This is a genomic window from Streptomyces hyaluromycini, from assembly GCF_002217755.1.
Classification (GTDB): Bacteria; Actinomycetota; Actinomycetes; order Streptomycetales; family Streptomycetaceae; genus Streptomyces; species Streptomyces hyaluromycini.
In genome coordinates this window covers 880,390-892,526 of sequence record NZ_BCFL01000016.1, presented here as the reverse complement: position 1 = coordinate 892,526, position 12,137 = coordinate 880,390, and the positions used below count along the sequence as shown (strand labels likewise).

General features: G+C 68.7%; 11 protein-coding genes. 6 read left to right on the top strand and 5 right to left on the bottom strand.

Going from position 1 to position 12,137, the window contains the following annotated elements; translation table 11 throughout:
• Positions 1-193 precede the first annotated feature (193 nt).
• Entirely contained in the window at positions 194-1,870 is a 1,677-nt protein-coding gene (locus tag SSP29_RS04065) for a serine/threonine-protein kinase (RefSeq protein WP_089099053.1), read from the top strand.
• A gap of 18 nt (positions 1,871-1,888) precedes the next feature.
• Here SSP29_RS04065 and SSP29_RS04060 read toward each other — a convergent pair whose 3' ends face one another.
• The gene (locus SSP29_RS04060) at positions 1,889-2,986 is read right to left on the bottom strand and encodes a helix-turn-helix domain-containing protein (protein ID WP_089099052.1); all 1,098 of its coding nucleotides are present in this window, start codon (positions 2,984-2,986) and stop codon (positions 1,889-1,891) included.
• Positions 2,987-3,675: 689 nt separating this feature from the next.
• Here SSP29_RS04060 and SSP29_RS04055 point away from each other — a divergent pair.
• The 3 genes from SSP29_RS04055 to SSP29_RS04045 all read left to right on the top strand — a co-directional run bounded on the left by SSP29_RS04055 (position 3,676) and on the right by SSP29_RS04045 (position 6,670).
• On the top strand, positions 3,676-4,197 hold the full coding sequence (locus SSP29_RS04055) for a peptidoglycan-binding domain-containing protein (RefSeq protein WP_089099051.1): 522 nt from the start codon (positions 3,676-3,678) through the stop codon (positions 4,195-4,197).
• Between the two features lie 214 nt (positions 4,198-4,411).
• Entirely contained in the window at positions 4,412-5,536 is a 1,125-nt protein-coding gene (locus SSP29_RS04050; protein ID WP_167449849.1) for an RICIN domain-containing protein, read from the top strand.
• A 219-nt stretch (positions 5,537-5,755) separates the two neighbouring features.
• Complete coding sequence (locus tag SSP29_RS04045; RefSeq protein WP_167449848.1) at positions 5,756-6,670, top strand: helix-turn-helix domain-containing protein; 915 nt, start codon at positions 5,756-5,758, stop codon at positions 6,668-6,670.
• Here the strand turns inward: SSP29_RS04045 and SSP29_RS04040 are convergent.
• The gene (locus SSP29_RS04040; protein ID WP_167449847.1) at positions 6,654-7,154 is read right to left on the bottom strand and encodes a peptidoglycan-binding domain-containing protein; all 501 of its coding nucleotides are present in this window, start codon (positions 7,152-7,154) and stop codon (positions 6,654-6,656) included. The genes SSP29_RS04045 and SSP29_RS04040 overlap by 17 nt on opposite strands.
• Before the next feature lie 145 nt (positions 7,155-7,299).
• On the opposite strand from SSP29_RS04040, the gene SSP29_RS04035 reads away from it, so the two are divergent.
• Positions 7,300-8,223: a helix-turn-helix domain-containing protein gene (locus SSP29_RS04035; protein WP_089099047.1), complete on the top strand. Its 924-nt coding sequence runs from the start codon at positions 7,300-7,302 to the stop codon at positions 8,221-8,223.
• Positions 8,224-8,689: 466 nt separating this feature from the next.
• Here SSP29_RS04035 and SSP29_RS04025 read toward each other — a convergent pair whose 3' ends face one another.
• The 3 genes from SSP29_RS04025 to SSP29_RS04015 are packed head-to-tail and all read right to left on the bottom strand — an operon-like array spanning position 8,690 to position 10,745.
• The gene (locus SSP29_RS04025; RefSeq protein WP_089099045.1) at positions 8,690-8,986 is read right to left on the bottom strand and encodes a hypothetical protein; all 297 of its coding nucleotides are present in this window, start codon (positions 8,984-8,986) and stop codon (positions 8,690-8,692) included.
• Positions 8,983-9,531, bottom strand: coding sequence for a hypothetical protein (locus SSP29_RS04020; protein ID WP_145968845.1), 549 nt, complete (start codon positions 9,529-9,531; stop codon positions 8,983-8,985). The genes SSP29_RS04025 and SSP29_RS04020 overlap by 4 nt, the downstream gene beginning before the upstream one ends.
• Positions 9,528-10,745, bottom strand: coding sequence for a glycoside hydrolase domain-containing protein (locus SSP29_RS04015; RefSeq protein ID WP_150133508.1), 1,218 nt, complete (start codon positions 10,743-10,745; stop codon positions 9,528-9,530). Before SSP29_RS04015 ends, SSP29_RS04020 begins: the two co-directional genes overlap by 4 nt.
• 409 nt (positions 10,746-11,154) lie before the next feature.
• Here SSP29_RS04015 and SSP29_RS04005 point away from each other — a divergent pair, with 409 nt between their 5' ends.
• Positions 11,155-12,102 carry an ester cyclase gene (locus tag SSP29_RS04005; protein ID WP_089099042.1) on the top strand — a complete coding sequence of 316 codons (948 nt, stop codon included), beginning with the start codon at positions 11,155-11,157 and terminating at the stop codon, positions 12,100-12,102.
• Positions 12,103-12,137: the final 35 nt, after the last annotated feature.

The following is a 12,137-nucleotide window of genomic DNA, read 5'->3' as shown; positions in this document are numbered from 1 at the left end:
GACAGCACTGGCCTGTGAAGGGAGAAGGACATGACGGTCACGTCCACCGACACCCCACACCAGGAAGCCACGAAGATGATGAGCACCACGGAGCAGCAGGTGCAGAGGATCCTCCACATCATCGACAAGGCCGGCGGCGATTAGGCATCGTCGGCCGGCGCAGGACCCGCAGACCAGGCCCAGGGGATCACTGATGTCCGAGAGAGAACCGGCGAAGCCCGCCACCGGCGGGCAGCACACGACTGAGACGCCGATGGCCGAACTGTCCGCGGACGACCTGGCGCTGCTCGGCGCCGAGCCATTACGCCGGACCGACCCGCCGGACATCGGCCCCTACCGGGTGCTCGCCCGGCTGGGCGGCGGGGGGATGGGCCGGCTGTACCTCGGGCGAGCGGCCGACACCGAGGGGACGTACGGGGCGGGGTCACTCGTCGCGGTCAAGGTGATCCGCTCGGAGTACGCCGAGGACGAGCGGTTCCGCCGTCGCTTCGAGCGCGAAATCGAGGCTGTACGCCGGGTGCACGGGACGTACACCGCCGAACTGCTCGACTCCGGCTTCGGCCGCGACGAGCTCCTGTGGATGGCGACCGCCTACGTGCCCGGGCTCAGCCTGGCCGACGCCATCGAGCGGTGCGGGTCCCTGCCCGCGCCGGTCGGGTGGCGGCTGGCGCGCGAGATCGGGCAGGCGCTCACCGCGATCGCCGCCGTGGGCATCGTCCACCGCGACCTCAAACCGTCCAACGTCCTGCTGGGGCCGGATGGTGCGCGCGTCATCGACTTCGGGGTCGCGCACACCGCGGACGCCAGTTCGCTCACCCTGACCGGTCAGCACCTGGGCACACCGGCCTTCATGTCTCCGGAGCAGGCGGACGGCCGCGAAGCGGGCACGGCCTCGGACGTGTTCTCTCTCGGCTCGGTCCTCGCCGCGGCGGTCACGGGCTCGGCCCCCTTCGGCGAGGGCACCACTGGTGACGTCATCCACCGGATCATCTACTCGCCACCGAACGAGCAGGTGATCGCCGAGGTCGCCCGGAGCGATCCCGACCTCGCCGAACTGATCGGCCGGTGCCTGGACAAGGACTCTTCGCGGCGGCCGAGCCCGCAGGACGTCGTCGAGGCCACGCGGGGGCATGCCCCCGCCGGGAAGTGGCCTGATGCGGTCGCCGGGACCGCTGCCGCGCGGGCGGGTTGGCACGGGAAGGCAGTGGCGGTGCCGTCCATGGACCAGCTGACGATTCTGCGCCGCACCAAGCCCGAGGACCCGAAGGAGGCGTCCGGCCGACGCCGGTGGCCGCTCGTGGTGGGCGCGGCGGCAGCCGTGGCGATCGCGGGAGCGGCCATCGCCTTGGCGGCCTCCGGAGAAGACGCCGCCCGCCGGCAGGCCGCGATCACCCCCGCCGGGTCGCACTCCTCCGCCACCACCACGAACTCCCCGCACCCCACGCCCGCCTCTCCCCGGCCCACGACGGCGGTGACCGCAACGGTCACGGCTCCGCCCCCGTCGGGGAACCAGCCGACCGGTGGCGCCACGGTCCCGGTCCGGCCGCAACAGCCGTACGACCCTCCGTCGAACGCGTCGCCCACCCGCTCCACGACCACGAAAGCCGCTCCGCCCGCCACCCCGGCCGAGCCCTGGAAGTCCTGTACGTACTACTCCGGTACAAAGCTCACCCAGTACGACGATCACGGGACGAATGTGAAGGAGGTGCAGTGCATCCTCAAAGCCCGCGGCTACAACATCGGTCCCAGTGGCGTGGACGGCATCTTCGGCTACGACACCCTGACCGAGGTCAAGAAGTTCCAGAGCAATCATGATCTGAGGGTCGATGGTCAGGTGGGCCCACAGACCTGGTCGGCGCTGCGCTCTTGAGCGGCCGGGGGTTCCGCATCACTGCGGCAGCCGCTGCCTGCGGTAGGCGCCGGGCGCGATCCCGTAGGCCGACTTGAACGTCCGGTTGAACACCGCGGGGTCACGGAAGCCCCATCGCCTGGCGATTTCGCACACACGCCGCTGCGACTGGGCCGGATCGGACAGGTCCGCCCTGCAGTGTTCCAGACGACGTTCGCGCAGGAACGCCCCGACGCTGAGCCCGTCCCGCTGGAAGAGATGGTGCAGGTAGCGCAGCGAGATGTGGCCGGCGGCCGCGATGGATGCCGGCGACAGGTCGGGGTCGCGCAGGTGTCGCTCGATGTACCCCTTGATGTCGCGCAGCAGCAGGTCGGTCCCTGACAGGGAAAGGCCGGGCACCGCCGGGGTCGGTTGTGGGCGGGTCCCGCCGTGGTGGAACGCGGTGTCGCCGTCGAGGAAGGCCGACGCGAGGTTGACCGCGGCGGTGCCCAACCACGCGGTGTGCCGGGCATCGGCGGACGGCGCGTGCGCGGCGAGCCCGGACACGAAGGAGGCGAGGAGGGCGGCGGGCCCCGACCTGGTCGGTGTGGGACGCCCGGACAACTCGTGCAGCACCTCGCCAGGCAGCGCCAAGGCTGCTTCAGGCACATGCAGGATCAGCGCGCGGACGGAGGGGGCGGCCGTGGCGGCGGAGAGTTGGAAGAGCCCGGAGGGTTCCCGCAGCACGATGCTGCCGGGCTCCAGCCGGACAAGCTGCTGATCGCGGGTGAGGACCAGTGGCCCGCGAGTCGCGAAGACCAGGTGCCAGGTCCGCGGGAGGCCGTCGGTGTACCGGCCCGTAACCTCCAGCACGTCCGGTGGCGCGGGTGGGCTCAGCAGCGACAGCTGTACCGGCCCCAGGTCGACGTGGTGATGGTCCGTCCGATCGGCTGCCGCAGTCCGTGCCCGGACCGGACCATCGCCGGGCAGGACTGCCTCCGGGGCTGCCGGGCCGTCGGCCGCAGCGCCGTTCTGCCGCCACTCACGCATGCCCGTCCTGCCGACGGGGGGCTGGTGACGGAACCTGCCGGTGGCGGCCGCCGTAGTGGTCGTGATCTCGCACTCGTGCGGGCCGGACGAACTGCCGTGAGCTGTCATTCTCTGATTCCCCTGTAGCGTGCATGAGGCGCCATGCGCACCCGCGGCGCCGAGACGGCGGCCGGGTTCGAATCCCGCGACATGGACCGGGACTTCGGTGCGCACAGGTGCTGATCCGAGTCTGGATCTGGCGGACAACAGCTGCCAGCGCTGCCCGCCAGGTGCGCCAAACCTGGGACGACCTGCCCTCTGACCTGCTGGGACACCCGGCGGTCGGGCTACGGAGCGGGACGGTCCTGGGATGGGTGCGGCTCTTCTTGCGGGAGGTTCCCCATCAGGCGGTGAACTGGTGGCGACGCCGGTCGGGGCGGTCGCGGATCAGATGCCGGCTCGCTGCTTCGGGGCCCGGCCGTGCAGGACCGTGGTGAGGCGGCCCGCGACACACGTTCACCACTGGTACGCAGTGACCCCGAACAGTGCTTTGTATGCCAACTCGAGTGCGTTCCTCGCCAATGACGCGACTGACGCCGTGACGGAATGCTGCAGGGAGCAAGCCGGGGTTCAGCCGGTTCGCCGGCCCCCAGATGCGAGCCTCCGGGCAGCGTCGATGACCTTCTCGCCCAGGAGTGCCGCAGTGCGGGCCGGGTCGGCGCGGTCCACCTCGCCCCGGCCCGCACCGCCAAGGCTCAACACCAAGACCCGAGACCGCCCCGCAGCAGGTGGGCGGAGGACTTCATGGGGGAAACGACATGACCGTACGGAAGCGGACCGTAATCGGTGCCGTCGCACTCGTGATCAGCAGTGGACTCGCAGTTGCGCCCCCGGCGTCGGCGAGTGTCTCGCAGGGCTACATCGGCGGGACAGGCTCGCTGAGCGACGACTGGGGCGACGAGGGCCTGCTCTCCACCAGCAGCCACGCCCACAGCAATGCGACCGCGCTGTGGCAGGCGGTCCTCTGGGCCGACGGCGCCCGCGAATCGAACGGCACCTACTTCGACTACTCGGACATCGACTGCCGCTTCGGGGCCAACACCAAGGCCACCACGAAGTACTGGCAGAAAGTGCACGATCTGCCCCAGGACGGCGTCGTGGGCCCTCGTGCATTCGGCAGGGCGGACAACCAGCTCTGGCACGACGGCGGCAACGTCGTCAAGTACTTCGGCCATGTGCATTCCGTCTGGTTGAAGCGCGTCAACGGCCAGTACGAGATCCGCGTCAAGGTGAGCGCGGGCTACCGCGTCGCCTACTACAACAAGGCCACCGTCTGCTGAACACGTCCCCTGTGTCCCTGGCCGAATGATCCCTGTGCGCGCTCGGCCAATGCCAACGCGCACAGAGCACATCCTTGGCCGGACAGCAATGGATCGGGGTGAAGAGAAGAGAGCGGTTGGCTCCGGCGAAAGGCGGCCCTCATTGCGGTTCCCATCACGTGCGTCTCAACGGTCTGCGTTCAAGCTGTCGGCAGTCCTGTTCACCGCGCTGCTCATGGCCATGGGGCTCACAGGGCAGCAGTCGGCCTCGGCGTCGGTGCCCCATGTGCCAAGCGCCAACGTCATCAACAACGTGCGGAACAACCCACGTTGCGAATATCAGGCTCGCTTCTCACCCGTCGGTGACCCGGGAAAGTACCTCGCGGTCGCCGGCAGCGGCGGCCAGGGCACCAGGGTCCTGCTGTGGTCCGCCACTGGCGGCCAGGAGCAAGTATGGTGCGAGCAGTTCAACCGCGACGGCACATCTGTCCTGCATCCGTCGTACAACCTCAGCCTCTGCCTCGACGTGCAGGGAGGCCCGAGTCATTTCCACCCTGGCGCACCGCTGCAGGTGTGGAAGTGCAACGGTGGCACCAACCAGGCGTTCCTCCGGACCTATCCGGTCTTCCACAGCGGCATCGTCCGTTGGGAACGTCCCTGGATCCCGGACAACTTGTGTCTGAGCAACGGCAACTACAGCCGAGGAAACGTCGTCACACTCGCCGGATGCGGCTCCGGACGAAGCCAGCAGTGGTACGCCCGGAGTACAGATGGCTCAGATTCCAACGGCCTGGGGGAGCAAGTCGCCTGGAGTGACTGGCAGCACCTCGGCCAGACCTGCTACACAAGCCCGCTGCCCTTCCAGAACTGCATCCGTGACTGGTGCACGTACTGGTCGCGGTATGTCTGGCGAGCCAACGCCGTCCAGGGCACCGGCATCCTGACCGGTCAGGCTCCGTCGTTCGCGGATGGCCCCACCGACAGTCACAACGTGCCCGACGGCCGGGGTTACGCGACCGCGTACCACGCCTGGGACAGCCAGCCACGGGTCGGTGATGCCCTGGTGTGGCAGGACGAGTCGAACGACAACGAGCGCGGCCAGCGTATCCACGCGGAGATCGTCGTGTGGGTCGATCCTTCGAACCCGAAGTCCATTGAGACGATCGGCGGGGCGGAAGGCCACATCTTCGGCGGAGCCTGGGACAAGATCTTCGTCCGGGGCGGCAACCAAGCCGACCACGGGCAGTCCTCTGCCCCCATCGGCGGCTGGAAGGGCTACGACTGGACGCAGGGCCTTTCCAACGGCTGGAAGGTCTACGAGGGGTTCGTTCGCCCGATCAACAGCACCACCACGATGTGACTGAAACGGATGCAGTACCGGCCTCGCCTCGGCCATCGCAGATCTCTGGTAGGCACTCGTCACCCGGCCCCGGCAGCGGATCTCCCGGCCGGGGCCGGCCCTTGTTCCGGCCTCGGAGAACAAGGCGTCGTTACCAGCTCTCCGTCTGATGGGCAGCTTCCTCAAGAAGTCTCGTATCCCCGTGGGATAGTGGCCGTGCGGGAGAAGGGGGATGCCGTCGTGGGACGCTGGCAGCCATTGACGGGCGACCCGCCCGCCGAGGTGGTCCGGCTGGTGCGAGAACTGCGCCGGTACGTGGACCGGTGCGAGATGAACACCGCGACCGTCGCAGCGAAGACCGGCTACAGCCGCAGCTCCTGGTTGCGTTACCTCAACGGCCGGAGGTTGCCTCCCTGGGAGGCGGTTGCGGAGCTGGGAAGACTGGCGCAGGCCGATGCCGAGCACCTACGCGTGCTGTGGGAATCGGCGGCTCACGCCTGGTCGCGCGAGGACGCGACCGGCGGCCTGGGTACGCCACCCGCCCCGCGGCGTCCGGTAGGAAGCGCGGAGGCCCGGAACGCACCGGTAACCGGCCTGCCACCGGCAGCGGACCCACCGTACCTGTCAACCCGGGCACGACGCGCGGGCGTACTGACCGCTGCCGCCGCGGCCTGCTCGCTGTTGGCGGCTGTCCTGCTCGCCTGGCCCTGGAGTACCCGGACGGACGCCGGCCGCCCGCCGGACGGCGCTCCTTCCGGAGCGCCGGCCTGGCCATGGCCGTTGCGCAGCGCAGTGGATCAGGCGGCCGCCGCGTGCCGGTTGGCCGGTTGCCGGGGCCTGGATCCGTACCGAGAGGGGTGCGACCGCGATGGTGTCGCCGTCCACCGTCTGCGCGCGTACGGCCATGTCCTGACCCTTCAGTACAGTCCGGCCTGCCTGGCGAGTTGGGCAGAGGTCGATACTCCGGTGGGGACGGCAGGGTTACGGATCGCCACGACCGGCGGGGATCAGCAAGCGGCTACCACGGGCGGGGCGTACACGGCGATGGTGGGAAGCGGGCCGGACGCGGCGCGTGCCACGGTCGTCGTCGATGGCCACCAACTCGGAGTCGCCCGTTACGACAGCTGGATCGACGCCGTCACCGGCAGCGAGTGAGTGTGACGGCGTTTGTACGCAGTCGGCGGAACCGCCCCGCGTCGTAGACCTCGTAGACGTCATACCGGTCCGAGCGCAGCGGAAGATCGTAGTGTTCGCCCTGGTAGACCAGCCACGGGCCGGCGGGGACGATACGGTGCGCCGCCGCTCCCCAGGTGGCCGCCCCGACGATCCCGTCCGCGGACAGGTGGTGGTTGCTCTGCCAGGTGCGGGTGGCTTCGGCGGTGGCCTCGTCGTAGGTGCAGGTGACTCCGGAGCGAGCGGAGTATCCGTCGGCCCACAGCATGCTCTGCCACAGGCCGATCAGGTCGCTGCGCTGGGTGCGGCCCACTGCGAGCTGTTCTGCGGAAGGCAGCCCGCCGACGATGAGCATGTCGTCATGACGGGCGCCGGACCGGTGGTCCTTGGGGCCCTCGGCCCCCGCGCACACCACTCCCAGGACCAGTACGCACAGCGCGGCGCGCGCCGCGGCCCCTCGGCTCATGGCACCGTCATAACGCCAACTGTGCTTCGTATGTGGCCAGTTACACGAAACCATTGCTACGAGTCCGCCCACTCTGGATACGCTGGGGAGGAAAGCAATGAACATCATGTAGAGGGCGCAACGTATTGGGGCACGGAGGACGTGCTTGACTGACTGGAAGCCGTTACCCGAGGGCCTCGCCTCGGACGTCCGCCTTCTGGTGGTCGAACTGAGGGGGCTGAAGGACCGCTCTGGGCTGAGCCTGGCTGTCCTCGCCAGGCGCACCCCGCACAGCAAGTCTTCCTGGGAACGCTATCTCAACGGCAAGGCACTGCCGCCGCAGCATGCGGTGACCGCACTCGGCAAGCTGGCCGACTCCGATCCGGCCCGGCTCGTGCGGCTCTGGGATCTGGCGAACACCGCTTGGCACGACCAAGAAGCCCCCTACATCCGTGATGGGCAGGCTGAGGCATCTGTCGTCGTGACCGAGCGCACTCCTGTCACTGGAGCAGGGGAGCCGCCCTCGGGCCGTCGCCTCGGCAGACGGACGCTGGTCTGGGCCGGGGCCGCTCTTGCCGCTGCCGCTGCGTCATGTGCCGCCCTGTTCAGCGTGTTCGGCGGGCCCTCGCACACGCACGCCGACCCCGACGCCACACCGGGAACGGGCACACCGGCCAGGCAGCTGGACGTCAACTGCTTCTCGGACAGCTGCGCCGGCAAGAACCCCAAGCAAACCGGCTGCGGTGGCGACGCATGGACCGCTGCCCTGTACAAGATCGCCGGGGTCTATGTGGAGCTGCGCTACAGCGACGCCTGCAAAGCCGCATGGTCCCGTATCAGCTGGGGACGTCCCGGCGACATCGCACGGGTCGTCAGCGAGGGCGGCCGGACGTACCAGAACAGAGTCCACTACGACACAGACACGTTCACCGCGATGGTCGCTGCCCCCAGCCCCTCAACGGCCAAAGCCTGTGTCCAGCTTACCTCCGGGGTGCACGCCTGCACCGGTCCGGGCGGCACCCAACACCTCACGGAGCCCCCGAACCCGCCCTCCTCATCCCCGCCCGCCGCGGCGAACTCCCCGAAGTGAGGACACCACCCGGAAGTCACGCCCTGACCACCGTCCTCCTTGCACCACCGCCGACCGTCGGTTCGTCGCGGCAGCAGCGCATGCTCAGCACCTGTCAGTCGGACGGGGACTCCGTGTCGACCGAGCGGCACCCTCTCGGCCTGAACACCCCCGTCCAGGACCCGGAGGCTCGTAGGGGGCGCTGGTGGTCGCGGCCGGTGCGGCGGAGGGTGGCGGCATACGAAGCCGATCAGTCCGGCCTCCAGCCAGTAGATCCCACGCCAGTCCATGCAATTGAGGGCCGGCGAGCAGCCGATGGTTCCCGGGCTGATCTGCGGCCCCTTGTCACGGTCCCCGATGACGAGGCAGGACACGGAGATGACGGTCGCGGCGGACAGCAGACACCACCGGATCCGCCGTGTTCCCCACCACGACAGGATCCAGCCGACGATGGTCACCGCCGGCAGGGTCCACACATAGCCACTGATCATTGCCACACTGCATCGGTCCGCGACATCGAGTTCTGGCCGGTCTGCCGTTGGGTGCCGTGGTTGACCATGTCGATCAGCCCTACCAAGGGGTGCTTGATGGCCGACAGGTCGCCCGCCGGCTTCCGTGTCGCCACCTCCAGGCCCAGATCGAGCCGGTCACCGGACTTGAGCTTCACCGTTGTGCTCCAGTGGGTTTCGAACAACGACGCGGTCCGGGCACGCGAAAGGAGTCGTACACCGGAGTCGTGCACCTTGTGATTGAGCCGGGCGGTGGCGACTTTGACGTCGCTCACGATCTGGGGGTCCAGCGCGACGGAGAAGGACGCGGCGGCAGGGGCCGGGCCCGGTCCAGGTCGCGTGGATAGAGCACGGGGTACGCGGTTCCCACGGCGACCACCGGATCACTGCCCGCGGCGACGGTTTCGGACTGGGTGACCGTGCAGGTCGCGAGCGTCGTCCTGGGGTCGGTGGTGATCGTGCTCGTCGTGCGCAGCCGACGGTCGTCGATGGTGGCCACCGCGGCGGGCAGCGGGGAGTAGAGCCGAGGGTCGTAGGTGACGGCCACTTCGGTCCCGGCCGGAAGATCCGCGCCCGTGTGCTGGACCTGCACAGCCAACTGTCTTGGGAACGCTGCCGGTTGGACACCGACGCCCGAAAGGACCGAGACCGGGCTCGCCCCGACCGGCAGCAGCGCCACATCGGCGGCGGAATCGGCCCGTGCAGGGCCTCCGAGGCCGACGACGGTGACGGCGGCGACGCCCAGTGTCAGACCTCCGAGAGCCAGGACCTGCCGACGGGTGTCCTTCGGGTCGTTCATGTCACGTACTCGATTCGTCATGAGCAGTACTGGAGGATGGCGTCGCGGAATGCCGTCGCCACACCGCCCAGTGCGTCGGCGGACATGAACTCAGGAGAGGGGCAGGTCACCGATCCGAACTGATCGAACCAGAAGGCTGCTCGGATGGCGGCCGTCTCGGCGGTGCCGCGGACCATCGCACTCACGGCCGCCGATCCCAATGTGTCGGTCGAACTGCCGAACCGGAGCGCGTAGAACGCCTTGCGCCGCGCGACGGAAGCGGCAGGCGACGCGTAGTTCGCCTGGAATGCCGCGGACAGCGTTTGGCCGGAATCCTGCAGGGCGGCGTGGCCCAGGACCCGTGCGTCGATATCGGCGAGGACGTCGCCGAGCGAGAAGTACGTGCCGTCGGCCTTGCCGGCGATCAAACCGGCGGCGAAATCGTATGCCTGGTCGTCGGACAGCCCGCTCTGGTGGAACTGCCCCAGCACGCTGACGAGATCGCCGCCCCAGCTCCCGAAGTCCGCCAGGCTGGCCGATGTGAGGTCGTCATCAAGACCGGTGGTGAGGACGGCGCCGAAAGACGCACCGAAGTGATCGACGTCGGAATCCCACAGCAGGCCGGGGTCGCGCAGCGGGCCCGCGAACGGCTCGTCGGGATAGCCGTTCACGAAGTTGACGAAATCCTGGTCGAGCGAGCCGAAGGTGGTGTCGGCACCCGTGAACTTGTAGAGCCCGTCACGTGCTCGGAGGTACTGCGCGACCAGTTCGGGTGCGGACCGGTCGGTGTGCCCCTGGTCGATCCACTGGCCGGCCCTGGCTTCGAGCCGGATCAGGTAGGTGTAGAAGGCGTCGTTGGGGTCGCGCGGCCGGGTCACGCTGTCGATGCCCGGATCCCGGCCGGAGGCGATGTCGTTGTCGATCTCCACTGCGCCGCTGGTGCCGGCGGCCGGCGTGAAATCCTTGATCTGGTCGAAGGCCCAGTTGTCCGGGAGCGGGTAGCCGAGATTGCCGCTGTAGCCGGTCGACATGCCGCTGACGAAGCTCCGGGTGGTGAGACCCTCGGCTTCGAGGCGGATGCAGGTGTTGCGGCACCCGTACACACCGATCGCGTACTGGCTGCCCATCGCGCCGATTCCGTCACGAACGCCTTGGAAGTGCGGGATGATCGCGCTGGTGATATCCGCGTCGGTCGCGTCGATGGCGTGCTCGACGCAGACGACGCACACTTCTTCGCCTCGATCGCCTTGGCTCACGGTGTGCCGATCCACGAGGTCTCGCGCCGGCCGGGCCATCAGTCGATCAAGACCACGATCGACATCTACGGACAGCTGCTTCCGAGTGAGGCACCTCTTCGTGATGAGCGCAGGTCGCGACGGGGTGAACGCCGTGTCGGCGGACCCTGCGAACACGTGACCCGGCCTCCTGCGTCAAGCGATCCTCCGCCCGTACGCAGATGAGGATCGCGGCGCACAGCAGACGCCGGCGGCAGGGCCGGAGCCGGGAATCAAGTGCCTGGTCGACGTTGACCGGAGCCGACCGCCGGTTCCCCGCTCCGGAACCGAATCGGCTCGGCCGGTGCCCGCACCACCCGGCGGGACGCGACCGGCCACAGGGCGACTCGAGCATGTCTCCAGAGGACCACTGTGAGCTTGGCGCACGCTGGTGTCGACGAGGGCGGGAGCCAGAGTGACTCATGTAGACAGCTTCGGCGTCTCATCAAATGACGGAGCAGACCACAAAGGAGAGGTCGATCCGGTCCTGCGACTTGTTGACGACGTGTACAACGGCCATCGCTTCGACCGGCTCGACCACTACTACAGGGAGGGTCATCAGGAGCATGACCCACGGGTCGCCCCTGGACACGAGGGTCTGAGCAGGTTCTGGAGTGAACTGACACACGGTTTTCCGGATCTTTCGGTGGCCGTGGACGCCCTGCTCGCCGACGGTGACCGCGTCATGGCGTTCATGACCTGGGAGGGGCAGCACACCGGCAGTTTCGCCGGGCAGTGCGCCAGCGGCCGGAAGCTGGAACTGCGTACCAGCGAACTCTTCCGGATGGAGGCGGGCCGCGTCGCCGAGCACTGGGCCGTCGTGGACTACTCCGTCCTCAGGATGTTCGGCGCGCTGCCCTTACAGGGGCCTGGGCCGCAGGAGCCGAGGCTGCTCGGGACGCACAGCGCTCTCGAGCGGGCGAACTCGGCCACCGTGTTGAGCGCCTACCGGGAGGTGATGACCGAGCACCGGCTGGATCGGGCGGGGGCCTACTACGAACGGGATTACCTGCACCACAATGCGCAGATGCCCGCCGTTCCGCACGGAGTCGAGGCGTTCAAGGAGTACTTCGCCGGGAACTTCGCCGCGTTTCCCGACCTGACCGCCACCGTGGACCATCTGCTCGCCGACAGGGACAAGGTGATGGTGTTCGCCACCTGGCGTGGGCACTTCACCGGTACGTCACGCGGACGGACACCGACGGGACGCCGACTGCTGATGCGTACCTCCGACCAGTTCCGCCTGGTCGACGGGAAGGTCGCGGAGCACTGGGAGGTCGTGGACTACTCCGGGCTGCAGGACGCCGGTATCCCGGTGCGTCCGCTTCCGGGTGCCTGAGCCCAGGGGACGGACCACGGGACCACGGCCGGTGC